Below are 26,772 nucleotides of genomic sequence, written 5' to 3' on the forward strand. Positions count from 1 at the left end.
TCTAGATGGTCACATTGAGCCCGGCTGTGTATCCGGCGGCAGCCGATCCAGTCATGCTGGCAAGCTGGTAGATCCCGCCGTCGTCACCGAAGACGTTGTCCGATTGCAGAGTGGTCCGGGGAAAGTTCCGCGCACTGGTTTCATAACCGGCCGTGGCGTAGACGTCCTTGCACGCTGCATCCGTCAGGGCGATCTGTGAAACAGCCAGCACCTGCCCGGCCGAGGTGGCATTGCTCATGGACTCGAACACCTCAAAATGGATGTGCGGCCAGCGGCCCATGTAGGCGCCCGGAAAGATCGACGTGAACGTGACCTGGCCGTTCGCATCGGCCTCCTGGACCCCGCGAAGGAAGTTCTCGTTGTCGAGCCCGGAATCATACATGGAGTACTTCCCGTCGCGGTCGCAATGCCAGGCGTAGACGGCCGCACCGGCGAGGGGCACGCAGCCGTTGGAGTTGTCCAGGAGCGTGAGGGTGAAGGTCAGGGGCACTCCCTCGACCTTGGTGCTGGACGTTCCAAAGCTTGTGGTGATGTCCTGCCGGACCACGCCGGAGGCCTCCAGGACGTTGGGCCCGTTGGAACCGTCTCCGGGATATGGTCCCGCCGTTTCCTGGGGGATTTCCGCACCGCACTCGGCAATTGCGCGGGTCAGCGTGGGCGTCGGAGTGGCTGTGGCGGTTGCGGTGGGGGCGGCAGTGGCCGTGGCCGACGCCGAGGTGCTGGCTGTGGACGTCGACCCGCCGGGTGTGCAGGCCGCCAGCGCCACAGCGGCGCCGCCGGCACCGAAGAACATGCCCAGCGACCGGCGGCTCATCAGGGTGGAGAGGTCGAACTCGAGGCCACGGTCGTGGTTGGGGTGGGGCTGGTGATTGGTCATGCGTCCATACAACCGCCCTCCCCTATGCCATGCATAGAGAGTTCCTGTGAGGGTGCTGTGTGCCAGCAGGATGCTACCGGGGGATTCAGTAGTCAGGGTTGCTCGGGACCACCAGGCCGGTTTCGTACGCATACACCACGGCCTGGACACGGTCACGCAGGTGCAGCTTTGTGAGGATACGGCGGACGTGGGTCTTCACGGTGGCTTCGGACAGGAAATACCGGTGCGCGATCTCTGCGTTGGACAGGCCCTCTGCCATGGCCTCAAGCATCTCCGTTTCGCGGGGCGTCAGCTCCTCCAGCAGCGGATCACGCGGCGCGGCAGCGGGAGCAGGGCGGGCAGCACCACGGACGTATGTTTCCAGGAGCCGCTGCGTGACGCGTGGCGCAACCACTGCGTCCCCGCTGGCCACTACGCGCACGGCATGGATCAGTTCCGACGGCGCCACATCCTTTAATAGGAATGCGGACGCGCCGGCCTGGAGGCCCGCGAATGCATACTCGTCCACGTCAAAGGTGGTGAGGATGATGATCCGTGCGCCGGATCCGGATGCTGTGATGGCACGGGTGGCCTCGATGCCGTCCAAGACGGGCATCCGGACATCCATCAGCACCACATCAGGGTTGAGCTCGCGGACCTGCCTGACGGCGTCAGCGCCGTCGGAGGCCTCGCCCACGATGTGGAGGTCGTCCTCGCCCTCCAGGATGAGGCGGAAGCCCATCCTCAGCAGCGGCTGGTCATCGGCCAGCAGGACGGTTATTGGTTGGTTCCCTGTCACGTTTTGCCTTGCAGTTGGTGTGGACGGTTGAGCGGCTCAGTAGGCCCGTCATCGGGACAGGTGAGGACGGCACATACGCGCCAGCCCCGGCCGCTGCGCCCGGCTTCCACGGTGCCGGAGTAGATGCGTGCCCGCTCCGCCATTCCTGCAAGCCCCTGGCCTGGACCCGGAAGCGCCGGGCCCGAGGTGCTCGAACCTGGCCCGCCGCCGTCGGAGGTTCCCTGCCCCGCAACGCCGGCGCCGTCGTCGAGCACTTCAATGGTGACGGTTGAACCGGCCCGGGCGATGCCCACATCCACGCGGCCAAGCGACCTGCCGTAGCGCAGGACGTTCGTAAGCGACTCCTGGACGATCCGGTAGACGGTCAGCTGGAAAGCCGCGTCGCCGGGCAGCGCGGGACCGGTATGCGAGTAGTGCAGCGGCAGGCCGGCGGTGCGGAATCCTTCGAGGAGTGTCGCGAGGCTGTCACCGGAGGCCAGCGGCTGCCGCGGCGCCATCGCCCCGGAATCATCCCGCAGTACGCCCAGCACACGCCGCATGTCCGCCAACGCGGTCCGGCCTGTCCGGGACAGTTCACCGAGCACCTCACCGGCGCGGTCCGGGCTTTTCCGGACCACGACGGCGGCACCGTCTGAGAGGCTGATCATCACGGTCAGCGAGTGGGCCACGACGTCGTGCATTTCCCGCGCGATCCGGTTCCGTTCGTTCACGGATGCCAAGCTTGCAGTTCGCGCCACCCAGGCTGCGATTTCCTGCTCATGTTCCCGCCGCTGCCGCACCGAAATTCCGATTCCCGTGGCGATGACGTTGGACAGGGCGATGGTCGCTCCCGTAGCGATGCTGGTCAAAAGGTGGAAGTCACCGGGGTTACTGCCGGGGTCATGGACGAAGGAGGTGTCCATGGGTCCGACAGCGGCCAACAGATACAGCAGTGCCAGCGGAGCCGTGGCCACCGCCATGGTGACGAGCGCGAACCGGCGGGTGTGCACCACCGCCACCGCATACAGCGAGAACCATAGCCCGGCAGAGACGTTCGAACCCCACGGGTGGAGCAGGGTGACAGCCACTTCCACCACCGCTATGAAGGCAACGAGTGCCACGGGATAGGGACGCCGGAAGAAGAGGGCTCCTGCAACGGCGAGGAGGAGCACCGCAGCCAGCCATGCCCCTGACATCACAGCGTCCACCACGGTGGGGGCCACCAGCAGGGTGTAGCTGACCACCACTACGCCGTCCATCACCCGAGGGTGCTTGTAAAGGTACCGGCGGAGCAGGCCCCGGCGCTTGGCCGTGATTTCGGCAAAGGACGCGTCGGCCAAGCCGGCCGGCGCGTCCCTTACTGGTGCCGTTTCATTCATGGTCTGAGCCTAGCTGCAGCTTAGACGTCGCGTTTCTTCAGGACGATAGCGGCGAGAACTACCGGGATGACCACCCAGGCACCGAGGACAAGTGCAGCCTGCCACGCCTCGAGGGTGTCCGGCACGTGCTGCACGGCAGTCATGGGGTCGACTGTATTCCCTGGGAGGTACTTACGGGTCTGGACAAAGAACTCACCCGGGATCAGCTGGAAGGCGATGGGTGCCACGAAGAAGAGGCCAACCAAGGTCATGATGCCGCCCGCCGAGTTCCTGAGGAGCGATCCCAACGCCATGCCTATGGCGGCGACGGCGGCGACATAGAGGCTGTTGATGAGCAGCATCTTCACCGACTGCGAGCTGGCCAAGTCCAGCTTGAGGTCGTAGTTGTCCAAAATCGGCACGGAGACCAGGCCCGCAACGTATACCGAGACGGCGGTGACTACGAATGCGGTGACCATCACCACCAGCAGCTTGGCGACAAAAGCCGGCGTCCGTTTGGGCACCGCGGCGAAAGTTGAGCGGGCCATGCCCGTGGAGAACTCGGAGCTCATCAAGAGCACGCCAAGGGAGCCGAGAATGAGCTGGGCAAAGGCAATACCCGACGTCGGGACGCCGACGGCGATGTCCCCGCCTTGGGCGGCAAAAGCCGCGGCCGCTTCCGGGTCGTTCAGGGCCTGCTCTGCGAACTGGCCCGTGCCCCAGGCCGAAAGGGCGCCAAAACCAACCACTACCAGAACGGTGCAGGCGAGGAGGATCAGCGTGGACAGCAGGGTGCGGAACTTGATGAACTCGGAGTTCAGCACGCGGAAGAAGGACGGTCCCGGTCCTGTGCTGATGGCATCGCCGGTCAGTTTGCGGGAGGACGCGGAACCTGCGTGCGCACCTCGGCGGGACGGGTTGGGTTCGAGGGTGGTTGAGCTCATGGCCTAGTTGCCTCCGGGCTGGGCGGGAGCCGAGGCGCCCGTGGTGATCAGTGAGTGGTATTCGACCTCATCCTTGGTCAGCTCCATGTAGGCCTCCTCAAGGCTGGCCTGAAGCGGCGTCAGTTCGTAGATCATGACGCGGCTGTCGAGGGCGGCGCGGGCGATCTGCCTGGGATCCAGGCCCGTGACCTCGAGCAATTCGTTTTCCTGCACTTCAACGGAGACACCATCCCCGGCGAGCAGGTGCATCAGCTGGTCTGGCTGATCGGTGCGGACGCGCGTGCGGATCCGTCCCTGGCCGTTGATGATGTCACGGATGGGAGCGTCGGCAATGATCCGGCCGCGCCCGATCACAATCAGGTGGTCCGCCGTGACTGCCATTTCGCTCATGAGGTGGCTGGACAGGAATACGGTACGGCCCTCGGAGGCCAGGTATTTGACCAGGTTTCGGACCCAGACCACGCCCTCCGGGTCCAGGCCGTTGACGGGTTCGTCCAGGATGACGGTCTGCGGGTCACCCAGCAGTGCGGCGGCAATGCCGAGCCGCTGCCCCATGCCGAGCGAGAAGCCGCCGACCTTCTTTTTGGCGACGTCCGACAGGCCGGTCATCTCGATGACCTCATGCACGCGTTTCTTGGGAATGCTGTGTGTTGCTGCCATTGCCCGAAGATGGTTATAGGCCGTCCGGCTGGTGTGGACGGCCTTGGCGTCCAGCAGTGCGCCGACGTCGCGCAGGGGAGCGGCGTGCCGGGCGAACGGTGCACCGTTGACAGTCACAGTGCCCGACGTCGGCCGGTCCAGGCCCATAATCATGCGCATGGTGGTCGATTTGCCGGCACCGTTGGGGCCGAGGAAGCCGGTCACGCGCCCGGCTTCGACGGTGAAATCGACGCCGGAAACGGCCGTCTTTTCGCCGTAAACCTTGGTCAGGCCTTTTGCCTCGATCATGGATTGTTCCTTCGAACAGCAGCCAATGGCTGCGGGGATTTTCGGAGAGTGGTGTATCCACCACGCTACAGACGCAGACCATGGATTTCGCCGGTCTCAGGGATGATTCAGGGTTGAATCAGGGTAGTCCGTCCGGATGACCGGATCCCCCGCAGTGTCCACGGGCGCTCCGCAGGAAACTGGCTCAGGACTGTGGCGAGTAGTACGTCAGGTGACGGTTGGCCACCCGGAACTCCGCCGTACGGACACCGGCCAGGGCTTCGCCGTCGACGGCCAAAACCATCGGTGAGCCGTCGGATTCGACGCGGATCGTAGAGGCTTCGGACAGGTGGGTGATCCGGGAAGTAGCCACAGTTCCCGTCAGGACGGACCATAGGAGGCGGAGCCTTGCGAAGGACTCATCAGCAGTGATCATGCGGACATCCAGGACGCCGTCGTCCAGGACGGGCCTCACCAGGGGTGCATGGTCCCGTGGGTAGTAGCGGCCGCGGCCAATGTAGGCGATCCAGAGTTTGTGCCGCACGCCGTCTACCAGCAGGGTAGTTGGCGTTCCCGTCGCGAAGGTCCGGAACATGGCCACTACACCGGCCAGTGGCTTACCCAGCGCGGGCTGCAACATTTCCCGCCGCCGGACGAGGTTGGGATAGAGGCCGATGCTCGCTGTATTCAACATGACGAGCTCTGCCGTTTCAGGGTTTCCTGCCATTCCCCGTTCCACGGTCACCAGGCCTACGTCCGCCAGGGCCGCTTCGCCACGGTTGGCGGCAGTCACGGCTTCCTTAAGGTGTCCCGTGCCGGCGTCCCGGGCGAAGTGGTTCAGGGTGCCCCCGGGCAGCACCAGCAGCGGGAGGGAATGTTCGACGGCGGCGGCGGCCGCGGTGCCAACGGTTCCGTCCCCGCCCCAGACTCCCAGGGCAACTGTTCCCGGAAAGGTGGCGGTCGCCTGTATTTCAACGGAGAGGTCTTCGCCAGGCTCCACCTTATTTATATGCGCTTGGGGGAATACTTCCTGGAGCGCGCCGGCTGTTTCCTGCGTGAACGATCCCCCGAGGGTGTTCACCACGATGCTGAGTCCGGCGCCCCCGGGCAGTTCCGGAGCTTGGGTGAACGTCCGGCTCACGGCAGGAAACGGCGGGCGGACTGGCCACCACTTCCTGGTTATCAGGGCTGCGCCCGCACCGATGGCGGAGCCGAAGAACACGTCCGAGGGCCAATGCGCCCCGGTGTGGACCCGCGAGTACGCAACACCCACGGCCACAGGGGCCAAGGCGGCCCCGACCACCGGCTTCACCAGTCCGGCTCCCACGGCGAAGGCGATGGCAGAGGCCGAATGTCCGGATGGCATGGACGAACTCGTGGGTTGTGGATGGACGAACCGGAAGACCGGAAGGTGTTCAGGTAAAGGCCTGGCACGGGGCAGCAGGGTTTTGAAGCCCATATTGGTTACTGCGGAGGCTACCGCTTGGGCGATCAATCCGTGGAGGGCTGCCCGGCGGGGCTTTCCCGGGAACGCCGCCATGATGGCCGCAGCGCCCATCCAAAGCTTCCCGTGGTTGGCCGACGCGGACAAACGGCGGAAAAACACGTCATGGTTTCCGCCTGGGAATCGCGAAACCTTCCGGACGAGATGCCGGTCGAAGCGGCTAATCCAGCCGGAACCCCTGCGCCACCTGATTTGCATTCCACCACCCTACCGCCGGGAGCATTTCACCCGGGCAGGCCAGCCGCGACCTACTTCCCGCTCAGCGGCTTCGCGGCGCCCGCAAGGAGGAGGGCAAGCAGGATCGGAGCCAGAATGGCCAGCAGTGCCAGGTGGATGCCGGTCAGGTCGCCCAGGTATCCCAGCAACGGCGGACCGGCCAGGAAGGAGACATACCCCAAGGTGGATACAACCGAGACGCGGGCTGCGGCATGTTTGGGATCATCAGCTGCAGCGGACATGCCCATGGGGAAGGCCAGGGCAGCACCTACGCCCCAGAGAGCGGCGCCGACCGCGGCGAGCCAGACGTTGCCGGCCAGGACGAACAGCAGCAGGCCGGCGGCCGCAGCGGCCATGCTCGCGCGGAGGACAACCACACGGCCGTAGGCGTCGATGGCCCTGCCGCCGACGAAGCGCATTGCTGTCATGGCCAGGACGAACAGGGCAAACATGAGGGCTCCGGTCGACTCTGTGGTGCCGAGCCCGTCCACGGAAGCCTTCGCGATCCAGTCATTTCCTGCACCTTCGGTAAGGGTTGCACCGAGGACCACGACGCCGATCAGCAGCGTGCGGCCGTCCCGCCACGCGGAGGGTCCCTTGGCCGCCTTAGGTTCGCCTTCAGCCGGTGTCGCAGCTGCAATGTGTGGCAGGAAGTACCGCGGCGTCACCAGCGCCACTACGGCCACCACGCCGGCGATGACCAGGAGGTGGACCGGCAGCCCGACTCCGATGGTGGAAAGGCCGGCGCCGATCAGGGCACCTACGAAGGCTCCGCCACTGAACGCCGCATGGAACTGGGGCATGATGGTGCGGCGCATCTTGTGCTCGACGTCGGCGCCTTCGATATTTTGGGCTACATCCCAGAGACCAATGCCGATGCCGAAGAAAAACAAGCACACGGCGGTACCCGGGACGGATTCGACCGAGAGGCTGAGGGCAATCCCGACACCTGCCAGCGTTACCAGCACGCCGGCTGCCCGCACCGTGTTGGCGGTTCCCAGCCTGCCCACCACGAGGCCCGCCGTCGGAAGCGCCAGCAACGAACCGACGGCGGTGCACAGCAGGAGAGTGCCCATCTGGCCTGATGTCAGGTTCAGCGTCTCAGTGACGGCAGGGATGCGTGCCGCCCAGCTGGCGAATACCAGTCCATTGATTCCGAAAACTATGAATGTGGCGGCAGCCGCCGCCTTGAGGGACGGGCTGGCCGTGGTGCGGGTATTGATGCTCATGCTTTCACTACTTCCACCGAGAGCTTGTTGAGGTGTGCGAGTTCTTCCGCACGCAAGTCTTTGTCTGTCACGATCACGTTCACTGATTCGAGGGGCGCTACCAGTGCCATAGCGTTGGCATTCCATTTGGAACCGGCGCAGGCAACAATCACTCGGGCTGCTGACTCGAGGCCTGCCCTTTTGACAGCTGCGTCGTCGAGGTCGTGCGCGAGCAGGCCGTCTTTGAGGTTCAGGGCGCATGGCGTCACCACGGCGGTGTCGAAGCGCAAGGACCGGATGTTGGCTTCCGCCAGCGGGCCGCGAAAGCACAGCTCGCCGGGAACCAGGCTGCCGCCGGGGAGGAGCAGGGCCGGTCGCTGGCCTGCATTCGGGTCGTCAGCCGTCACCGTAGTCAGCGACCGCACGGACATGGGCATCAGCGTCAGCTCGCGGCCGCGCAGGGTCCTGGCGATTTCCGTCGCGGTGGTTCCACTGTCCAGCCACACGTGTTCCCGATCCCGCAGCAAGCCGGCCACGGCCGCCGCAATCCGGACCTTGACGGCCTGGTCTTCGAGTTCACGCTGGCCGTAGCCGGGGTTCTCACCGCTGACAATCAAGCTCCGTGCGCCGCCGTGGACGCGCCGGAGGACGCCATTGGATGCGAGCACCTCCAGGTCCCGGCGGATCGTGGCTCCGGAGGCGCCGCAAGCCACTGTGAGCTCCTCGACGGAAGCCTCGGCCTGACGGCGCAACAGCTCGCCAATCAGCCGATGGCGCTCCTCAGTCTTCATGTTCAAATGCTAACAAGATTTGATCATTTAATCATGCCTATGATCAATCCAGCTCAACGGCCTAGCGGACCCGTTCCACTCGCTTTTCGTCCCAGACAGGCTCGGTGGATTCGTACACTTTGCCGTCAGAACCAAATATCAGGAAACGGTCAAAAGTCCGGGCAAACCAGCGATCGTGCGTCACGGCGAGGACCGTTCCTTCGAAGTGGTCGATGGCGCGCTCAAGCGCCTCGGCCGAGTGCAGGTCCAGGTTGTCGGTCGGCTCGTCGAGGAGCAGCAGCGTGGCTCCGGAGAGTTGCAGGAGCAGGATCTGGAACCGCGCCTGCTGGCCGCCGGAGAGGGATTCGTATTTCTGCTCGGACTGCCCCGCCAGGCCGTAGCCGTCGAGGGCGCCGGCGGCAGCCTCGCGGCCCAGCCCGGACCGGTGCTCATCGCCGCGGTGCAGGATCTCCAGGAGCGTCTTGCCCAGGAGGTCGGGACGAATGTGGGTTTGGGCAAAGAATCCCGGCCGGATGCGGGCGCCGAGCTTCACGGTGCCCTCGTGCGGCACTTCGGCGATCTCGACATCGGACACGGGAAGGTGCTCACGCTCCGGATCCGTGCCTCCGGTCGCGAGCAGGCGCAGGAAGTGGCTCTTGCCGGAGCCATTGGAGCCCAACACACCCACACGGTCACCAAACCACACCTCGGTGGAGAACGGTTTCATCAGGCCGGTCAGTTCCAGCTTCTCGGCCACGATGGCGCGCTTGGCAGTCCGGCCGCCCTTGAGCCGCATGTGTACATTCTGCTCGATTGGCAAGGCCTCCGGCGGGCCAGCCTCGAGGAACTTCGCCAGCCGGGTCTGGGCTGCGTGGTAGCGGTTGGCCATGTCGGACCGGAACGCCGCCTTGTTCTTGTACATGTTGACGAGTTCCTTGAGTTTCACGTGCTCCTCGTCCCAACGCTTGCGCAGTTCCTCAAAGCGGGCGTTCCGGTCAGCCCGGGCTTCCACGTAGGAGCCGAAGCCGCCGCCATGGATCCAGGCGCCGGCACCGTTGATGCCCGGCTCCAGGGTGACAATCCGGCCGGCGGCGTTATTCAGCAGCTCTCGATCGTGGCTGATGAAGAAGACCGTCTTCCTGGACTCGTTAAGCTTTTCCTCGAGCCAGCGCTTGCCGGGCACGTCAAGGTAGTTGTCCGGCTCATCGAGCAGCAGCAGCTCGTCGGGGCCGGCAAACAGGGCTTCCAGGACCAGCCGCTTCTGCTCACCGCCGGACAAGCTCGACGCCGGGCGGTGCTGGGCTCTGTCAAAGGGCAGGCCCAGGGCGGCCATGCAGACTTCGTCCCAGACGGTTTCTACGTCGTAGCCACCTGCGTCTCCCCAGTCCACGATGGCCTGGGCGTAGCGCATCTGGCTGGGTTCGTCGTCGAGCTCCACCATGGCGAGTTCCGCCTCGTCCACTTCGCGGGCAGCGGCGGCCAGCGCAGGTGGAGCGGCCGATACAAGGAGGTCGCGGACGGTTGAGTCGTCCCGGACCTGGCCCACAAACTGGCGCATGATGCCCATGTTCCCCGAGCGCCCGATCACGCCTTCATCCGGAACGAGGTCGCCGGAAATGATCCGAAACAGCGTGGTCTTGCCCGTGCCGTTGGGGCCGATCAGGGCAGTTTTGGTGCCATCCGGGACCTTAAAAGTCACCCCGTTGAGCAGCTGGGTGCCGTCGGAGAGGAAATAGTCAATACCGGAAACGTCTATGTGGGCCACGCCAATAATCTTCCCACGCCCCGCGCCGCGGTCCTCGTCGGCAGGGTCAGCCGGCTGCGACGAGGAACTCCTTGAGCAGGGGCCCGGACGTGGTGGCGCCGAGGCCGCCATCCTCCACAAAGACGGCTACGGCGAGGTCACCGTGGACAGCCACGATCCAGGCGTGCGTCTTGGGCGGGTTTTCGTTGCCGAACTCTGCGGTGCCCGTTTTGGCGCCCACGGGCGCGCCCGGAACGGTGGACAGGAAGCCTGCGTGGCCGGAAGTGACCACCGCCCGCATCATGTCGGCGAGGGCTGCGGCCTCAGCGGCCGTGATCGGCTTGTCCGAGGGCTGGGACGGCGCCTCGGGAGTGACGGTCGACGACGGCGCCGCGGCCCCGTCGGTAGGCTCACCAGTGGCCTCTGCCGCGGCAGGGCCGGCGTCTGGATTCAGGACAAGCTGCGGGGAGACGGGCGCGCCCTTAGCGACGGAGCCGGCCATGACGGCCGCGGCCAGCGGTGACAGCAGCACCTTGCCCTGGCCGATCATCGAGGCCGCATGTTCGGTGCCCTCAGCCTCACCGGGGACTGAGCCCAGAAAGGCCGCTGCCCCCAGTGACGGCGCTTCCACCGCAACCCCCATGGCCATGGCGGCAGCCTCGAGCTGGGACTGGGACACCTTGTCACGCGCTCCGATGAATGCTGTGTTGCAGGAATGGGCGAAGGCATCCCGAAGCGTCACGGATCCCAATGATTCGGCGGGGTAGCCTTCGGCGTTCTTGAAGGTCCGGCCGTCCACAGTGAGGTCGGGAGGGCACTCCACCTTGGAATCCGGGGTGAGTCCATTGCGCAGCATGGCCAGCGAATCGACCATTTTGAAAGTCGATCCGGGGGCGTACTGACCCAGCATGGCGGTGTTGTAGCCGTTGCTCCCGGGACCGGAGGCGGCCGCCAGCACAGCCCCGGTGGAGGGACGCAGTGCCACGATTGCGGACGCCGGACCAACACTGGCGAGCGTGCTCTCCGCCAGCGACTGGAGGGCAGGGTCAAGGGTAGTTTTCAGGGGTGTGCCAGGCGTTGGCGCCACCTCAAAGACGACCCTGCGCGGATCCGTTGCGGCAGTCTGGATCTGTTCGGTGGTGAGGTCAGCCCGCTGGGCCCGGATTACCACGGCGTCGGTGCCGCGCAGCTGGGCGTCGTACTGCTGCTGCAGGCCGCCGATACCGGTCACGTCTCCGGCTGCCAGGGCGCCGGCTGAGGCCTCGATCTGTTCAGCCGTGGCTTCGCCGACCGAACCGAGGACTGCACGGGCAAAGGTGCGGCTGGGCGCCAAAGGCATGGTGGCAGCAATGCCGCGGGCACCAGGGATCTCGGCGATCTGCTGGTCCGTGATAGTACGTCCCTCCTCGCGGAGGGTGATGGCCAGGACAAATGCTTCAGCGCCGGAAGCGGCTACCTGCTGGGCGTAGGCAGCCGGATCGATGCCCACTAGCTGGGCCAGTTTGGTGGCAGATGCAGCCGCATCGGCAGCGCCGAGGCGGGGCTTGTCGATGCCCACATTCACCACGGGCCTATAAGTGACCAGCTTGGCATCGCCGGCACCGAGGATGTCAGCCCGCTGCGGCGATTGCGTGCCTTTGCTGAGGATCTCGCCGTCGGCCAGGTCCGGGACGAGGTCTGCCGGATCCCACACTGCCCGCCACTCGCCGTCGGACTTCTTGAGTTCCGCGGAGACGGTGTATCTCCATTCGGCTGAGGCAATGTTCCATGTGTAGTTCAGGGGGAAAGTGGCGCTGTCACCGTCGAGGGTGAGCTCGCCGGCCTCCACGGTAGGCTTGTCCGGCTCGAGGGACTTGAACACTTCCTTGAGCTGATCATTCACGGCCGCTGAGTCCCGGCCGTCGAAGGCGACTGAGCCGACGTCCAGGGCGGAAACGCCGGAGGCAAGCTGCTTCGCCGCGGCTTCCGCGTCCCCCCGCCCGTCGTCGCAGGCGGCCAGGGAGGCGCCGAGAATGATTCCAACTATGGCAAGAGACAGTTTTTTTGAGTTCCCCACGGCGTCATTATGCCCCGTTTTTGCCCATTCCCCTGCGCGACCGAACGTATGACGCCCCGCGGAACACGGTGTGAAGTAGACGTATGCCCCGAGGAAGCTGGAAAAACTTACTGCCTACAGCCCCAAGGGCGGAACGTCCAGACCAAACATGTCTTTCAAGGCATATTTTGCGGCGTAGAAGCCAGGCATGCCCGTTACACCCGGCCCCGGAGGCGTGGATGATGAGCAAAGGTAGACGCCGCGGAGGGGCGTCCGCCAAGGGACCGTGGAAATAACCGGCCTCTGAAGCAGCCCGCGCACGTCCATGAGGCCAGCGCTGAAGTCTCCGCCAATGTAATTCCGGTTGTAGCGGCCGAGCTCCGCTGCGGTTGTCACGTGGGTCTGCATCACCAGGTCGCGGAATCCGGGCGCGAAACGCTCGAGTTGCGCAGTGACCACCTCGCCCATGTCCCGCGTCGATCCGGCGGGGACATGGCAGTAGGCCCAGAGCACGTGGTAGCCGGCGGGCGCGCGGCCGCTGTCGAAGCGCGACGGCTGGGCCACCAGCACGTACGGGTGTTCAGGGTGCCTCCCGGCCGTCACCTCGTTTTCGGCGTGCGCCAGTTCAGCACGGGTACCGCCAACGTGCACTGTGCCGGCATCCGCCAGTTCGGGCGCTGCCCAGGGAACCGGTCCTGACAGGATGTAGTCCACCTTGCAGGAACCGTTCCCGTACCGGAACGACTCCAGCGACCGCCGGTACTTAGCCGGCAGCCCATCCCCAGCGATGTGGAGCAATCCGCGCGGCGCCACGTCCAGGAGGGTTGCGCGGGCACCGCCGAGTTCCCGGAGGTTTTCAACCGGACTGTCCGTATGGATCACGCCGCCATGGGCACGGATGTCATCACCCAGCGCGGCAGCAATCGACGCCGAACCCCCCACTGGAATCGGCCAGCCTTGGGCGTGGGCCAGGCCGTTGAGCATCAGCCCGGCACCTGCGGCGGCCAGCGAAGGCAGGTGTGAGACAGCATGGGCCGCTACACCGCTGAGCAGTGCGGGAGCGAGTTCTTCCCTGAACCTCGTATTCCATAACCGCGAGCCCTGCTCCAACGTGCCCAACCCGAAGATCACCGCAGCCAATGGATCCTTGGGAATCCGGAAGAGCTGGTGCTGGGTAAGGTCCATCACGCCGTCGATGCGGCTGACAATCGGACCCATCAGCTTCCGGTAGGCCTGACCGTCACGCCCCAGCCCCTGGACTGTTCGCTCCAGTGAATGGTAGGCCAACGCCGCGCGGCCGCCGTCGAGGGGGGATCCGAACGACAATTCAGGGACCACCAGTTCCACCCGGCGGGCCAGCTCAAAATCGCGGAAAAAGGGAGAGGCCAGGGCCATCGGGTGGACCGCCGAGCAGACATCGTGGAAGTATCCGGGCTGCATCAGCTCTGACGTCCGGGTTCCGCCTCCGATCGTTCCTGCCTCTTCGAAGACCTCAACGTGGAGACCCGCGCGCGCCATCACGGCGGCAGCAGCCAGTCCGTTCGGCCCGGATCCGACGACGGCGACGTCAGGCATGGCTCTTGGCCCGCCAAGGAAGGACGGATTCCGCCGGTTTGAGGATACGGATCCGCAAACGGTCAGGTGCCCCCTCAAAGGGCCCGCCTTGGGGGTCGTCCATCTCATGGCGGCGGACGGGATCGTAGCCGGGGTCGTAGATGTCCCACACCACACGGCCCATAAGATATGCCGTTGCGAGCATGTGAGCCGCGACAGCAAGGACGTAATAGGGCATATCGATATTGTGTTGCGAGGAGCCTCCGCTGGTCACCTGTCCGAGGTACATCCAGATGGCAGCCCAGTGGAGGCCCTCAATTCCCTGCCACACGAGGAAGTCCCGCCATCGCGGCCTTGCCAGGGCAAGAAGGGGAATCAGCCACATCACAAACTGGGGGGAGTAGACCTTGTTGGTCAGGATGAATGCGGCCACTATGAGGAAGGTCAACTGTGCGAGCCGGGGCCGCCTCGAAGCGGTCAGGGCAACTATGGCAATGCCGACGCAGGCCAGGACAAACAGGTTGAGGGCCAGCGCGTTGATGACTTCGGCGTCCAGGACTTTCCAGCGCAGCCTTGTTGCCACCAGGTTGTACGCGAACCAGGGTGAGCTGTAACCGGCCGGCCGGTCTTCCGTGAATTGGTAAAAGTACCGCCACCCTGCGGGGTTCATCAGCGCAATCGGTACGTTGACGGCCAGCCATGCCACCAGGGCCGCACCCCCGGTGACCACGAATGTCCGGATCCTTCCGGTCCTTAGCGCCAGGAGCAGGATGGCCCCAAAAATAAGCACCGGGTAGAGCTTGGTGGCTGTTCCCAAGCCGATCAGGACGCCCGCGAGCACCAGCCTCCCCTTCGAAAAACACAGCATGCCCAGGGCCAGCAGTCCCACGGCCCACATATCCCAGTTGATGGTCCCGGCCAGTACGATCCCGGGCGCCAGCGCCACCATCGCAGCATCCCAAGGACGGCGCCGCGACATCCGTGCGGTTGCCAGTACCGTGACGATCCAGACAGCGGTGATCAGGGTTGCATTGACGTCGAAGTAGCCGAGGATCCTCGCATCGGTGACGCCCTCACCCGGTACAAGCCAGGCAGTGGCACCTGCGATGAGCCCCATCAGGACCGGGTATTCGAACAGGCTCCCTTGGCTGAAGAACGGGAAGGTCCCGTCTCCCAGCCCGCGGTTGCGGAAGAGCTCTGGAAAATCCGAATAGCACGTTGAGTAGAACTGGCTGGGGGACTCCCAACCGTTGGCGCGGCAATAGCCCTTAATGAGGATGCTCAGCAGGGCCGCGAGCACCGTCAGGATGATCAGCACGCGCTCCACCGTGAACACCCCGGGGGAGATCAATCCGGGAGCCGAACGGACACCCATTGGCCCGCCAATGATTTCAGTGAAGTTTCTGAGCAGCAGGTCGCTGCGGCTGGGAACCACCAAGCGAGTGCGTCGCGGGTGTGCCGGCGGTTTGGTCTCCTGCATGCTTTCGAGCTTACCCGTGTGGTTCCAGGCAGCAACGACCCACAGTCTGCAGGAACGCCATTGGACTCGCTTAGCTTAAATGGGGGAGCCCACGCGTCGCCGCGTGGGCTCCTTGCGGATTGCTGCCGGTATTAGCCATCAGCTCCTCCTGGACGAACGAAGAGGGGACTGCGGCATCAGTTCATGCCGCGCATTTGCTGGTGCATCAGTAAGAAAACGTACTCACGATGGCTGTCCAGTAGGTCACCGTTGAATTCACGGGGCCTGTCGCGGACTGGTTGGGGTCTGGAGAACAGTCGCTGGATCTTTTTGATCATGTGGGTCACCTCCTTCCGAGGGTCTTTGGCAGCGTGGCTTGCAGGCTGCGAACTGGATGGTGCAGGCGTGGTGATCGTCATGGTCTCTGGCTTTCAGCAGGAATTAGGCACAACAAATAGAGCCGTTTATGGTCGCGACAATAAACGCCTGAATTTAGGCAAAGAAATGCCCGGTGCTAATTAATAGAATTCGCAGAATGCGACAATGGGGCCCCTGAGGCTGGCGCTGCAGACCCAACAGGAAGCTGGTTCCGAACTATGGGTGCTGCGCAACCACGGGGTTCCGCCTGGACCAGATGCTGACAACCGGCCACCCTGACAGGGAGGCTAGTAGGCGACTATTGCTCCACTGATGCTCGGCATCAGCAGCAATAGGCTTTAGGAGTCAGTTCGTCGGTCAAGATGGCGCGCATGTGCGACAGGGGCCGGGAACGCGGTGATGGTCATCTTCCATCCGCTAGTCAAAGTAATCATTTCTCCCAACCTCCTTTTCCGCTAAGCCGTTGCACTGACTGACTCGCCAGGCAAACGCGCGCCTTGACCCCGGCGAGACGCTCTGGGGTCAGAAATAAAATTACACTATGAATGCATCAGTTCGCCACTGAATGGGGAAACATTTCAAATTCTTTTGTAACTAAAGCCTTCTAGAGGCCCCAGCGCACAATTGCGGGAGTCTTCTTATCCCAGCCCAATGTGCAGACTTTCGCGGTACCCAATATGAAGTGGCGTCCTTCGGTGGGTGCCAATTCGAGCCAGCGGGCGGTAAGGATCCGGGAAAAGTGCCCGTGGGCGACGATCAGCACATTATCCAGGCCTGATTCGAGGACCCTCGCCACGATCTTGTCGGCGCGGGCCGCCACTTCGTCCAAGGTTTCCCCGTTGGGCACCCCGTGCGTCCAGATCAGATAGTCAGGGTTGTCCTTGCGGATCAGGTCCGAACTGATTCCTTCATAGTCGCCGTAGTTCCACTCCACGGCGAGGGGCTCGTGCTGCGCGTCCGGGAATCCTGCGAGCTCGGCGGTGCGGCGGGCACGGCGCAGCGGGGAGGTCAGGACCAGGTCGAAGTCCACCTGGTCCAGCACTTTGCGAGCCTCTACGGCCTGCTGCTCGCCCTCCACCGTGAGCGGCAGATCGGTCAGGCCCGTGTACTGGCCGCTCTTGGACCACTCCGTTTCGCCGTGGCGCAGGATCCAGAGCTGAGGCCGGGGGGTCATGGCAGAGATGTTCATTTGGGCTCCTCAGTAGCGGAAAGTTCGACGTCGGCAGGAGACTCATCGGCCTCCGGAACCGGAGGTGCTGCTTCGGGCTGCTGCGCCCACCAGGCGAGCAGCCTGGCCTCGGCATCGTCCGGCTGCAGGGGGCCATGCTCCATCCGTTCCTCCAGGAGGAACTTGTAGGCACGGCCAACGACTGGCCCCGGTTTGAGGCCCAGGATGTCCATGATCCGGGCACCATCGAGGTCGGGGCGCACGGCGTCCAGGGATTCCTGCTCGCGCAGTGCTGCGATGCGGGCCTCAAGGTCGTCGTAGGCGAAGGCGAGGCGCTCGGCTTTGCGCTGGTTGCGGGTGGTGACGTCGGAGCGGGTCAGCCGGTGCAGGCGCTCAAGCAGCGGACCGGCATCCGTGACGTAGCGGCGGACGGCAGAATCGCTCCAGCCGGCATCGCCGTAGCCGTAGAAGCGCATGTGCAGTTCCACCAGGCGGGCCACGGCTTTGATGGTGTCGTTGTCGAAGCGCAGTGTCTTCATCCGCTTCGCAGTGAGCTTTGAGCCCACCATGTCGTGGTGGCGGAAGCTGACCGCGCCGCCCGGTTCAAAACGCCGCGTAGCCGGCTTGCCGACGTCGTGCATCAACGCCGCAAACCGCAGCACAAAGTCCGGAGCCGGCACGTCGCCGTCGGCATCGGTTTCAAGGGCAGCCGCCTGTTCCAGGACCTGCAGCGAATGCTGGTAAACGTCCTTATGGCGGTGGTGCTCGTCCGATTCAAGCCGCAGGGCGGAGACTTCCGGCAGCACATACTCCGCCAGGCCGGTGTCCACCAGGAGGTCCACGCCGGTCCGGGGGTTGGCGCCGCAGATGAGCTTGACCAGCTCATCGCGCACACGTTCGGCGGAGATGATCGTGATCCGCTCGGCCATTTGGCTCATGGCGAGGCGGACGTCGTCATGCACGGAAATCCCCAGCTGGGAGGCAAACCGTGCGGCGCGCATCATGCGGAGGGGATCGTCGGAGAAGGAGGCCTCGGGGGAGCCGGGGGTGGCCAGGACGGAGCCGTGGAGGTCCCGCACGCCGCCGAAAGGGTCAATGAGCTCCAGCGAGGGCAGGCGCAGTGCCATGGCGTTAATAGTGAAGTCGCGGCGCAGCAGGTCATCGGTCAGGGAGGCACCGAACGCCACCACTGGCTTCCGCGACTCGGGATCATAGGCCTCGGCCCGGTAGGTGGTGATCTCGATCTGGAAGCCGGCTTTCCGCATGCCGATGGTTCCGAAGGCGCGGCCAATCTCCCAGTAGTTGTCCGCCCACTTCTTAATGAGGGCCACCGTCTGATCCGGAGTGGCATCGGTAGTGAAGTCCAGGTCCGGCGACGTCCGCCCCAGGAAAAGGTCACGGACCGGGCCACCCACCAACGACAGCTCGTGGCCTGCGTCGACAAACCGCTGGCCGAGCTCCAGGACCACCGGGTCAACCTGGAAATCGACGGTGTGGGATTCAGTCTTGTGATGTACGTGCGCCATAGTTACTTAAGCTTGGCAGAAACCAGAGCGTTGGCAGGCCAAAATCTCGTGAAGATCGCGCCTAATCGTTCCGGCGGGGGCAAAGTGCGTCATACGCAGTCCATCCTGATGTCATGTTCCGGTCATCAGGAACGAGCAAGAGTCGTTAGAGTGGACTTCATGGCCCATCCCGTACCGAGCGCTCCCGGCAGGAGGACAAACCCACCGTTGCCATCGGCAATCGGTGCCCATGTCGCGCCCGCCCAGCACTCGGCACCGGCCTCGCTTCCAACTGTGGAGGAGATCAGCGCCGGCGGGGTAGTAGTGGACACTTCCGACGGCGACCTCAAGGTTGCGATCATCGCCCGCCTTAACAGGGGCGGACGGCTCGAATGGTGCCTGCCCAAGGGGCACCCGGAGGGCAAAGAAAATAACGAAGAGGCCGCAGTCCGCGAAATTGCCGAGGAAACAGGCATCGAGGGCGACATCCTGGCGCCGCTGGGCAGCATCGACTACTGGTTCACTGTCAGCGGACATCGCGTGCACAAGACCGTGCACCACTACCTGCTGCGCGCCACCGGCGGCGAACTCACCATCGAGAACGATCCCGACCAGGAAGCCGTGGACGTCGCTTGGGTACCTATCCATGAACTCGCGCGGAAGCTCTCCTTTCCCAACGAACGGCGCATCGCCGACCTCGCGCGGGAAGTCCTGCCCGAACATCTTTGAGTAGTCAAAGGCACGCGCCCCGCGGCCGCGGCTTCCCGCTGCGTTACGGCAATATCGGCCTCCGGGTGAGACGATGAAGTCGATGTCCGCTACCAACTTCCCCTCCGACAACGCAGGCAATGCCGGTGAAGCAGAGCCTGCTGCCGTCCAACCCAGCGAAACGCGTTCCAGTGCCATCATGGCCGCCGGTACGCTGATTTCCCGCTTCCTGGGGTTCGGCAAGACCTGGATGCTCGGCATTGCCCTTGGACTCGGGTCCACTGTTAACGACACTTTCATCAACGCGAACAACCTTCCCAACCTGATCTTCCTGCTGGTTGCGGGCGGCGTTTTTAACGCCGTGCTGGTGCCCCAGATCATCAAGGCAAGCAAAGCGCCGGACAGGGGAGCGGACTACATCAGCCGGCTGCTGACCCTGGCTGTGCTCCTGCTGCTGGGGCTCACGGCCCTGGTGACCCTTGCAGCCCCATGGGTAATTGAACTGACCACGCAGGGTTACTCGCCACAGCAGAAGTCGCTTGCGGTGGCTTTTGCGTTCTGGTGCCTGCCACAGATCTTCTTCTACGGCCTGTACGCGCTGCTCACCCAGGTCCTTAACGCCAACGGAGCCTTTGGCCCTGCCATGTGGGCACCCATCCTGAACAACCTCGTGGCCGTCGCTGGCCTGGGAATGTTCATTTGGATCTTTGGGGCCAACATCGCCAACCCGCACACGCTGGAAAACTGGGGTTCCTCGCAGACCCTTCTTGTGGCGGGTTTTTCCACCATTGGTGTGGTGGCCCAGACCGCCATCCTGCTGGTGCCGGTATTCCGTCTAAAGCTCAAGCTGCGTCCGCGGTTCGGCTGGCGGGGAGTGGGACTTGGCCAGGCGGCAAAACTCAGCGTGTGGACGCTGCTGACGGCCGCCGTCGGGCAGCTCGCCTTCCTGTATGTCATGCGTATCGCCACAATTCCCGGAGCCGAGCGGCTCAGGCTTCAGGCTGCCGGTGATCCGGCGGCCGCCATGCTGCCCGGCAACGCCGTGCTGGAGGTGGCCAGCCAGCTGTATCTGCTTCCGCACTCCATCATTGCCATTTCGCTGGCCACAGTCCTGTTCAACCGGATGACCCGCGCCTCCCAGGACGGCAACCGGGACGAGCTCCGTGATGCCCTGTCCCACGGGCTGCGAACCATGGCTGTCGCAACTGTTTTTGGCGCGCTGGCCCTCTTCGCCCTGGCGGGACCGCTGGGCATGTTCTTCTCGGGCGGCCCCCGGCAGGACGGCGTGATGCTGGCCCAGACGCTCACGCTCCTGGCGCTCAGCACGCCCTTTATGAGCGCAAACTTCATGATGTCCCGTGTCTTCTACGCCAATGAAGATGCCCGCACACCGTTCTATATTCAGCTCCTGCTGGCCCTTGTCTATGTTGTGGGCGCCTTCGCCATCCAGTTCCTGCCCGTCGGCCAGATCATCTACGCCATCGCCATCCTATATATGGTGGGCAACATCCTCTCGGTGGTGATCAGCGCCTATTTCCTGCGCCGGCTGCTGGGACACCTCGACGGTCCGCGGATTGCCAATTCATATATCCGGATGGGGTACGCCGCGCTGGGATCCGCCGTTGCGGGCGCCGGCGCGTTATGGCTGATGGGCAGTTACAGCCCGGACGGCTTTGCCTGGACCAACCAGGCAACCGCCCTGGTGACCCTCGTCGTCGTCGGGCCCATCATGCTGGTGGTCTACGTTTTCCTGCTCAAGATCTTCCATGTCTCGGAGTTGCGCGACCTTCTCCGCCCGCTGCTGGGACGCCTTGGTCGGTCCAAGTCCGCCGCTCCCACTGACTCCGGCCCGGAGACGCCGCCGTCGTCCGGTTCAGGGGGAGCCCACTCCGGAACGGGACGTCCGACGCCGGAACGCGCCACGGTCTCGGTGGACACCGGCCTGATTCCCCGGATTTCCGGCGAGTTTGACTCGGTCTCTTTCCGGGCGGGGCCAGTGCCGGAGCCTTCACGGGACCACGCCCCCCACGCCGTTCCTCCTCCAGCCGACTCCGACGACGGATCCGGCGGTGGATACTTGCCGGCGGAAGACGTGCCCGGCACAGCCAGGCGGGGCCTGCTGCGGGACGAGATCCCGTTGCCCGGCCGGCGGACCTTCCAAGGGCCAGCGGGGCAGAACCCCCACTTCAAGCCGCGACGGCCACGAAAAAAGTGATATAGCCGGGGTTATCAGCTGCCTGTCTCCACCGGCCGCCACAGCCCATCGGCTAGGATCGAAAGTGAACAAGGGTTGTTGCAGTCAAGCGTCAGCCGGCCCGCCGGCAGGCCCTGGAACGGCAGTGGCACCATCCACAAGCCGGCAATTTCCCGGACAGTCTAGGAGGAACACGTGTCCCACCCGATCGATGTTGGATCAGTACTCGGCGGCCGCTACAAGGTCACAGCCACGGTATTGACTTCACACGACCAGGATCTGGTGCTGGACGGGGTGGACCAGGTTCTCAACCGTCCAGTCAGCATTCTGGTCGCCGGCCCGGAAAATACCGAGCAGGTTGCCCAGAGCGCCCGTGAAGTTGCCACCGGTGAACGGCCCGGCACCGTCCAGGTCCTTGATCTTGGTGTCACGGAAGCAGCCACCTACCTGATCACCAATCACACTTCCGCCGCAGACCTGCTGGACCTTGTGGTCGCCTCCAACCCGCCGTACGTAGAGCCGTTTTTCACGGATACGCTCGGCAGTGAAATCTTTGGCCAGGCACGGTCACATGAACCGGAACCGTACGACGACGAAGAGAACGTCGACGCCGGCTACATCAAGTATTCGAATGATCACCCAAGCCAGGTCGACCCTTACCGGGCCAACCAGCCGGTGGTTCCGCCTAAGCCGCCCGCCCGGCCCGCTTCGACCCCTGCTGCTGGCGCGGCCGCCGGAGCGGCCGGTGCTGCTGCCGCCGGCGTTGCCGCTTCCGGAGCCGCGTCCCAGCATGCCACCTCCCCACAGCCGCTCCAGCCGAACGGCCCGCAGCCCAATGTGCCGGTAGCCGGGGGCTCCGGTTCCGCGGACAGCACCAGCGCGGCCTCACCCAAGGTCTCCCTGTGGAACGAAGAGGACTACAACTACGGTACGGACCAGCAGGAAGCCGCCTATGATGAGCCGGCAGCGAACACCGCGCCCCGCCAGGCGGATCGTTCCTCTGGGAAGTTCCCCGCTTTTGCCCGTTCTGCTGCGCCCGCAGCGGCAGCGACATCCTCCGCCCCCGCAGACGAACCCGAGACCTACTACGACGACGACGAGCCTGAGCGCGAGCCCCGCTCCATGCGCTGGCTGGTCGGGGGCCTGCTCGCCGTGGTCCTCATTGCTGGACTCGTCTTCGCTGTGACCAATCTGGGAAGCCTGTTCCGCTCTGATCCACAGGCAAACACCACTGCCACTGGCTCAAACGCGGCTCCTTCGGAATCCGGTCCGGCCAACCCGACCGCGACTTCGACTGCGCCAGCTGCACCTCCCGCCATCGAGGGCATTACCCGCCAGGGTAATTTCGATTTTGCCGCCACCTACGATGTGGACCTGGTGAAAGCGTTTGATGGCAATGCCGCCAGTTACTGGTCTGACATGGAGTTTGCCACTGAGGGATGGGGCGGGCTGGCCTCTGACGGAGTGCCGCTGTTCATTAAGCTGAAGAGTCCGGCCACTGTTTCCTCTATCACCCTGACCCAGCTGGGAGCATCCGGCGGTAACATCAGCGTGTTTACGAACGACCGGCCATCCTTGGATGGCGCCAAGCAGGTGGGGACCAACAGTTTCACCTCCACTGATCTGACCATGCCCCTCGCTGAACCTGTGGACGCCCAGTACGTCATTGTGTCCATCAAGTCTTTGCCCAAGCTGGCTGCACCTAAGACGCGATATGGCTACGGCATCCGTCTTGCCGAAATCAAAATCCAGTAGTTCACGCGTTCTTGTCGTTGCAGTCGAGCCGCGCCAGTTCCCCTTCACTCTTGGGGTAACAGGCGCGGCTCTGCTGTCTGCAGACGGTAATCTGGTATGGCGTCGTTGTTGAGGTGACTTTGCACCGTTACCGGATGGTTCCTTCGTTTACCGGCGCCCGGAATATTCAGCAATGCGATTCAGTTGTGCCATGTGGCCACCTCCACGGGGTGGCGCATCAATTAAGGAAGAGGTTCACCGTTCAGTGAGCAACGCAGAAAACACCGCGTCCGAAGTACGTGATGTCATCATCGTCGGCTCGGGCCCGGCTGGTTACACGGCCGCCGTCTACACGGCGCGTGCCAACCTCAAGCCCTTGCTTCTGGCGGGCTCCGTCACCGCTGGCGGGGAACTGATGAACACTACCGACGTTGAGAACTATCCGGGATTCCCCGAGGGCATCATGGGCCCGGACCTCATGGAGAACTTCGAGAAGCAGGCGGCGCGGTTCGGTACGGAGATCCAGTTCGAGGATGTCACCGCACTGCAGCTTGAGGGCGATGTCAAGACCGTCACGATCGCCACGGGTGAAACATTCCAGGCACGCGCAATCATTCTCTCGACGGGATCCGCCTACCGTGAACTGGGACTACCCAACGAGAAGCGACTTTCCGGCCATGGCGTCAGCTGGTGTGCAACCTGCGACGGTTTCTTTTTCAAGGACCAGGACATCGCAGTCATCGGCGGGGGAGACTCCGCCATGGAGGAAGCGCTGTTCCTGACCAAGTTCGCAAAGTCTGTCACCGTAGTCCATCGCCGCGATTCGTTGAAGGCTTCGAAGATCATGGCTGACCGCGCGCTGGCCCACGAAAAGATCAGTTTCATCTGGAACAGCACCGTGGACGACGTCATTGGCGAGAACAAGGTTACGGGACTGAAGATCAAGAACCTCCTGGACGGGTCCGTTTCCGACCTCGCTGTCACCGGGGTCTTCGTTGCAATCGGCAACGACCCCCGCACTGAGCTCGTGAAGGACACCTTGGATATCACGCCCGCCGGCACCATCGCCGTCGAGGGCCGCAGCTCTAAAACCAGCATCCCTGGCGTCTTCGCCGCCGGAGACGTTGTGGACCCCACTTACCGTCAGGCCATCACGGCTTCCGGTTCGGGCTGTGTGGCAGCCATAGATGTAGAGCACTACCTCGCAGACCTTCACGCCTAATTCGCGTATCCACCCTTTGAAGAGAGAGAAAAGGTTATGAGCAACGCAAAAGACGTAACTGATGCAAGTTTCGGCACGGACGTCCTGTCAGCGGACAAGCCGGTCATCGTGGACTTCTGGGCGGAGTGGTGTGGCCCTTGCCGCAAACTGGGCCCCATCCTCGATGAGATCTCCGTGGAGTACAGCGAGAAAGTGAACGTCGTCAAGGTCAACGTTGACGACAACCCGGCCATCGCTGCTGAGTATGGCATCACGTCCATTCCCGCCGTTTACCTGTTCCAGGATGGGCAGGTGAAGAACACCGTGATTGGCGCCAAGCCAAAGCAGTTCTTTGAGAAGGAATTCGCGGACGTCCTGTCCTAAGGGTTCTCGCTGGAACTGGGCTCATCGCCCAGCCGCCGGATGGCCACCGCTTTCAAGCGGTGGCCATCCTCTTTTAAGCGGCTGAACTTACTAAAATCCACCACTTATGCCGCGGTCTGCCGGGTTATGTGTACATTTTTGGTTTAATTCGGAGTGCGTTTGTTGTCCTAGCCGTCCTGAGTGTCACTTTCTGGACTTGCCTGCAACTGGGGGAGCGCTGGGCGAACTTGGTGAAGTTCGACTTGTGTAGGCACGGCTCCGAGCCCGTGTTTCACGTGAAACATTGCGTGGTCTTGAGTGGCAAGAGACGGATTCTGTGCAGCGTGCGGTGGAGGGCGCCCAATCAGATCTGACATCTCGATGGAACCCCGAGCAGACCAGCGCTCGATGAGCATCAGCTCAGGAAGCCGGCGCTCGTCATGGGGCCGGAACTCTCCTGGATCGCGCGACGTAACTCAAAGCGACACCCCGTCATTTCTATCGGATGAGCAAAAGGTGCCATAAGCGAATGGGAGGGTCTCACACCGGTGGTGAATCAGTTCCTTAGGGCTGAGCTAAAGAATGACTTGGCGCCGCACTTCCTACGCTAGCCGTACTTTGACTTCACAGTTGCCCCAACTAGGCTCCTCGCGGTGGTCTGCTACATTTTCCAAAACCATCCAAGGCTGTCGAGCGCTTGTGGTATCCCGTGGATGACCGATTCGCGCACCTCATCGGAGGTCCCTGCCAGTCGGCGTAATAGCGTGTTTCACGTGAAACATAGCGAGTCATCCCTCCTGCACACAGCGGCACAATTGGACGACCACATGATCCACGGATGCACATCCAGTCCAACATTCCCCAGAATTCTGGTTGCGCGACACCTCCAAGAGAATGGAAAATCGCCAAGGATCAATGACAACAACCGGATATGGCTAACATCCAAACCTGGGTAAGCACCGAACTGTCCTCTTCGACAGTTGCCCACCCTGTCTTTTTGCAAGTCGCGATTACTGCAACGGTCGGTTGCTTGCCGCAAAGTCCGGTGGCAATGTCCGGCTCTGCCGATCGGGGCAGGGGACTTGGGCCCCTCGGGATAGGGGACCGAGTCGGAACGTCGATCTGCAGCAACGGGCGCGTCCAGGGTTCCTGAAACACCCGCCATAACGCCAATTCGTCCGCGGCCTCCACGACTCCAGGTTCGCTTGTGCGCGGCCCAAGGCAACTCATGGCACAATGGCCGAGGTTTCTGAATCTGGCTGATCCCCATCGATTCATCCTGTCTCTTGAGCCCACCACCTGAGCTTCTGGTGCAAACTCTGGGCGACTACAGAACAGCCCTACTTAATCTGGCACCAGCTTCAGCCAAGCAAGCCAGCCCGATTCTAGAAAGCCACATTCGGGCATATCGCCACTGTGGACGGGGAGGAGGACCTATCCACTGCGCGAGACAGGCCACACGTCCGCCGGCGCCAATAATCGAAGGCCCGTGTTCGGCCGCCAGGCGGTACGCCGCCCGCATTCTCTCCTTGTGCGTTTTCGTAGGGGCTCAGCGGCCCAATGGACAACGCGTCGAGTATTTTGTCCGCGTCTGCTCAACTCACCATGTCCTTGAAACCAGGACACCAGGACAATGCCACCAGGGCCACGACGCCTCCTTGGCTGTTTCACGTGAAACAGTACTCAAGCAGTGGCAGCTGCTCACCGTGGCGGTACCTCGCCTTTGCTTAGCTATATCCATCCCGCCACCAATCCGCAATAGTCCGTATCAACAATGTCGGCTTGCAAGTTCGTTGACACTACTTCGCTTAGCCCTAGCCCTGCACTTTGTAAACCCAACGCCCGGGGCAGACGGCAGTACGTTGGCTCACGGACAGAGCAGACAGCCTTCCGGTACGCCCTTCGGCCTTAGCTGCCGGTATGACCCTTCGGCCTAGTGCTGCTGCCGCGGTGCATCAGTGCATGCGATTTGCAGCCGGCTCGGAGCTTATAGGAGCCCTTTGGCGGCTGCTGGCGCCACGAGCGTGGCCCGGACGGACGCAATGTTTCACGTGAAACCCTAGCCGTTCTCGGCTGTAAGGAACCGAAAGCGCGAGGCACACATGACGGAGAAAGCAGTCGCTTCGACGGCAAGACCCCCAGACATGCACCTGCCGAAATGAGCGGCG

At 63.4% G+C, this 26,772-nt stretch carries 21 protein-coding genes; 7 read left to right on the forward strand and 14 right to left on the reverse strand.

The window, feature by feature from the left end:
• Position 1: 1 nt before the first annotated feature.
• From ACLKOZ_RS03185 to ACLKOZ_RS03240, 12 genes are all read right to left on the reverse strand, one after another.
• Positions 2 to 877, reverse strand: a complete 876-nt coding sequence (locus ACLKOZ_RS03185; RefSeq protein WP_436472757.1) for an intradiol ring-cleavage dioxygenase — start codon at positions 875 to 877, stop codon at positions 2 to 4.
• Between the two features lie 85 nt (positions 878 to 962).
• A complete protein-coding gene (locus ACLKOZ_RS03190) occupies positions 963 to 1,598 on the reverse strand; it encodes a response regulator (protein WP_376044906.1) in 636 nt (211 codons plus the stop codon).
• A 53-nt stretch (positions 1,599 to 1,651) separates the two neighbouring features.
• On the reverse strand, positions 1,652 to 3,013 hold the full coding sequence (locus ACLKOZ_RS03195) for a sensor histidine kinase (RefSeq protein ID WP_436472759.1): 1,362 nt from the start codon (positions 3,011 to 3,013) through the stop codon (positions 1,652 to 1,654).
• A gap of 20 nt (positions 3,014 to 3,033) precedes the next feature.
• Positions 3,034 to 3,936, reverse strand: coding sequence for an ABC transporter permease (locus tag ACLKOZ_RS03200; protein ID WP_436472761.1), 903 nt, complete (start codon positions 3,934 to 3,936; stop codon positions 3,034 to 3,036).
• A gap of 3 nt (positions 3,937 to 3,939) precedes the next feature.
• Entirely contained in the window at positions 3,940 to 4,884 is a 945-nt protein-coding gene (locus tag ACLKOZ_RS03205; RefSeq protein WP_436472763.1) for an ABC transporter ATP-binding protein, read from the reverse strand.
• Positions 4,885 to 5,068: 184 nt separating this feature from the next.
• Positions 5,069 to 6,565 carry a bifunctional phosphatase PAP2/diacylglycerol kinase family protein gene (locus tag ACLKOZ_RS03210; RefSeq protein WP_436472765.1) on the reverse strand — a complete coding sequence of 499 codons (1,497 nt, stop codon included), beginning with the start codon at positions 6,563 to 6,565 and terminating at the stop codon, positions 5,069 to 5,071.
• Positions 6,566 to 6,615: 50 nt separating this feature from the next.
• Positions 6,616 to 7,812, reverse strand: a complete 1,197-nt coding sequence (locus ACLKOZ_RS03215; RefSeq protein WP_436472767.1) for an MFS transporter — start codon at positions 7,810 to 7,812, stop codon at positions 6,616 to 6,618.
• On the reverse strand, positions 7,809 to 8,582 hold the full coding sequence (locus tag ACLKOZ_RS03220; RefSeq protein ID WP_337345158.1) for a DeoR/GlpR family DNA-binding transcription regulator: 774 nt from the start codon (positions 8,580 to 8,582) through the stop codon (positions 7,809 to 7,811). The genes ACLKOZ_RS03215 and ACLKOZ_RS03220 overlap by 4 nt, the downstream gene beginning before the upstream one ends.
• 61 nt (positions 8,583 to 8,643) lie before the next feature.
• Entirely contained in the window at positions 8,644 to 10,326 is a 1,683-nt protein-coding gene (locus ACLKOZ_RS03225; RefSeq protein ID WP_337350450.1) for an ABC-F family ATP-binding cassette domain-containing protein, read from the reverse strand.
• Between the two features lie 46 nt (positions 10,327 to 10,372).
• Entirely contained in the window at positions 10,373 to 12,361 is a 1,989-nt protein-coding gene (locus ACLKOZ_RS03230; RefSeq protein WP_436472770.1) for a penicillin-binding transpeptidase domain-containing protein, read from the reverse strand.
• Positions 12,362 to 12,475: 114 nt separating this feature from the next.
• Complete coding sequence (locus ACLKOZ_RS03235; protein ID WP_436472772.1) at positions 12,476 to 13,915, reverse strand: phytoene desaturase family protein; 1,440 nt, start codon at positions 13,913 to 13,915, stop codon at positions 12,476 to 12,478.
• Positions 13,908 to 15,374: a glycosyltransferase family 87 protein gene (locus ACLKOZ_RS03240; RefSeq protein WP_436472774.1), complete on the reverse strand. Its 1,467-nt coding sequence runs from the start codon at positions 15,372 to 15,374 to the stop codon at positions 13,908 to 13,910. Before ACLKOZ_RS03240 ends, ACLKOZ_RS03235 begins: the two co-directional genes overlap by 8 nt.
• Positions 15,375 to 15,453: 79 nt before the next feature.
• Between ACLKOZ_RS03240 and ACLKOZ_RS03245 the strand changes: the two genes are divergently transcribed.
• Positions 15,454 to 15,627 (forward strand): (Fe-S)-binding protein, encoded by a 174-nt coding sequence (locus ACLKOZ_RS03245; RefSeq protein WP_436472776.1) that lies wholly within the window; start codon positions 15,454 to 15,456, stop codon positions 15,625 to 15,627.
• Positions 15,628 to 15,716: 89 nt separating this feature from the next.
• Positions 15,717 to 15,875 (forward strand): hypothetical protein, encoded by a 159-nt coding sequence (locus ACLKOZ_RS03250; RefSeq protein ID WP_436472778.1) that lies wholly within the window; start codon positions 15,717 to 15,719, stop codon positions 15,873 to 15,875.
• A gap of 460 nt (positions 15,876 to 16,335) precedes the next feature.
• Here ACLKOZ_RS03250 and ACLKOZ_RS03255 read toward each other — a convergent pair whose 3' ends face one another.
• Complete coding sequence (locus tag ACLKOZ_RS03255) at positions 16,336 to 16,920, reverse strand: histidine phosphatase family protein (RefSeq protein WP_066288602.1); 585 nt, start codon at positions 16,918 to 16,920, stop codon at positions 16,336 to 16,338.
• A complete protein-coding gene (locus ACLKOZ_RS03260; protein WP_436472781.1) occupies positions 16,917 to 18,425 on the reverse strand; it encodes a CCA tRNA nucleotidyltransferase in 1,509 nt (502 codons plus the stop codon). The genes ACLKOZ_RS03255 and ACLKOZ_RS03260 overlap by 4 nt, the downstream gene beginning before the upstream one ends.
• Positions 18,426 to 18,632: 207 nt before the next feature.
• On the opposite strand from ACLKOZ_RS03260, the gene ACLKOZ_RS03265 reads away from it, so the two are divergent.
• The 5 genes from ACLKOZ_RS03265 to trxA all read left to right on the forward strand — a co-directional run bounded on the left by ACLKOZ_RS03265 (position 18,633) and on the right by trxA (position 24,625).
• On the forward strand, positions 18,633 to 19,133 hold the full coding sequence (locus tag ACLKOZ_RS03265) for an NUDIX hydrolase (protein ID WP_436472953.1): 501 nt from the start codon (positions 18,633 to 18,635) through the stop codon (positions 19,131 to 19,133).
• Between the two features lie 82 nt (positions 19,134 to 19,215).
• Positions 19,216 to 21,327 carry a murein biosynthesis integral membrane protein MurJ gene (gene murJ / locus ACLKOZ_RS03270; RefSeq protein ID WP_436472783.1) on the forward strand — a complete coding sequence of 704 codons (2,112 nt, stop codon included), beginning with the start codon at positions 19,216 to 19,218 and terminating at the stop codon, positions 21,325 to 21,327.
• Between the two features lie 174 nt (positions 21,328 to 21,501).
• On the forward strand, positions 21,502 to 23,061 hold the full coding sequence (locus tag ACLKOZ_RS03275) for an ABC transporter substrate-binding protein (RefSeq protein WP_436472785.1): 1,560 nt from the start codon (positions 21,502 to 21,504) through the stop codon (positions 23,059 to 23,061).
• 244 nt (positions 23,062 to 23,305) lie between these two features.
• Positions 23,306 to 24,262, forward strand: a complete 957-nt coding sequence (gene trxB / locus ACLKOZ_RS03280; RefSeq protein ID WP_337345167.1) for a thioredoxin-disulfide reductase — start codon at positions 23,306 to 23,308, stop codon at positions 24,260 to 24,262.
• Positions 24,263 to 24,298: 36 nt separating this feature from the next.
• Positions 24,299 to 24,625: a thioredoxin gene (gene trxA / locus ACLKOZ_RS03285; RefSeq protein ID WP_131132027.1), complete on the forward strand. Its 327-nt coding sequence runs from the start codon at positions 24,299 to 24,301 to the stop codon at positions 24,623 to 24,625.
• Positions 24,626 to 26,772 lie beyond the last annotated feature (2,147 nt).

Origin of the sequence: Arthrobacter sp. R4 (assembly GCF_051365025.1) — a bacterium.
GTDB lineage: Bacteria > Actinomycetota > Actinomycetes > Actinomycetales > Micrococcaceae > Arthrobacter.

Excerpts from the sequence above, each read along its gene's own strand:
- ACLKOZ_RS03185 (WP_436472757.1), bottom strand. The coding sequence starts at position 877 with ATGACCAATCACCAGCCCCACCCCAACCACGACCGTGGCCTCGAGTTC.
- ACLKOZ_RS03190 (WP_376044906.1), bottom strand. The coding sequence starts at position 1,598 with ATGGGCTTCCGCCTCATCCTGGAGGGCGAGGACGACCTCCACATCGTG.
- ACLKOZ_RS03195 (WP_436472759.1), bottom strand. The coding sequence starts at position 3,013 with ATGAATGAAACGGCACCAGTAAGGGACGCGCCGGCCGGCTTGGCCGAC.
- ACLKOZ_RS03200 (WP_436472761.1), bottom strand. The coding sequence starts at position 3,936 with ATGAGCTCAACCACCCTCGAACCCAACCCGTCCCGCCGAGGTGCGCAC.
- ACLKOZ_RS03205 (WP_436472763.1), bottom strand. The coding sequence starts at position 4,884 with ATGATCGAGGCAAAAGGCCTGACCAAGGTTTACGGCGAAAAGACGGCC.
- ACLKOZ_RS03210 (WP_436472765.1), bottom strand. The coding sequence starts at position 6,565 with ATGCAAATCAGGTGGCGCAGGGGTTCCGGCTGGATTAGCCGCTTCGAC.
- ACLKOZ_RS03215 (WP_436472767.1), bottom strand. The coding sequence starts at position 7,812 with ATGAGCATCAATACCCGCACCACGGCCAGCCCGTCCCTCAAGGCGGCG.
- ACLKOZ_RS03220 (WP_337345158.1), bottom strand. The coding sequence starts at position 8,582 with ATGAAGACTGAGGAGCGCCATCGGCTGATTGGCGAGCTGTTGCGCCGT.
- ACLKOZ_RS03235 (WP_436472772.1), bottom strand. The coding sequence starts at position 13,915 with ATGCCTGACGTCGCCGTCGTCGGATCCGGGCCGAACGGACTGGCTGCT.
- ACLKOZ_RS03240 (WP_436472774.1), bottom strand. The coding sequence starts at position 15,374 with ATGCAGGAGACCAAACCGCCGGCACACCCGCGACGCACTCGCTTGGTG.
- ACLKOZ_RS03245 (WP_436472776.1), top strand. The coding sequence starts at position 15,454 with ATGGGGGAGCCCACGCGTCGCCGCGTGGGCTCCTTGCGGATTGCTGCC.
- ACLKOZ_RS03255 (WP_066288602.1), bottom strand. The coding sequence starts at position 16,920 with ATGAACATCTCTGCCATGACCCCCCGGCCTCAGCTCTGGATCCTGCGC.
- ACLKOZ_RS03260 (WP_436472781.1), bottom strand. The coding sequence starts at position 18,425 with ATGGCGCACGTACATCACAAGACTGAATCCCACACCGTCGATTTCCAG.
- murJ (WP_436472783.1), top strand. The coding sequence starts at position 19,216 with ATGTCCGCTACCAACTTCCCCTCCGACAACGCAGGCAATGCCGGTGAA.
- trxA (WP_131132027.1), top strand. The coding sequence starts at position 24,299 with ATGAGCAACGCAAAAGACGTAACTGATGCAAGTTTCGGCACGGACGTC.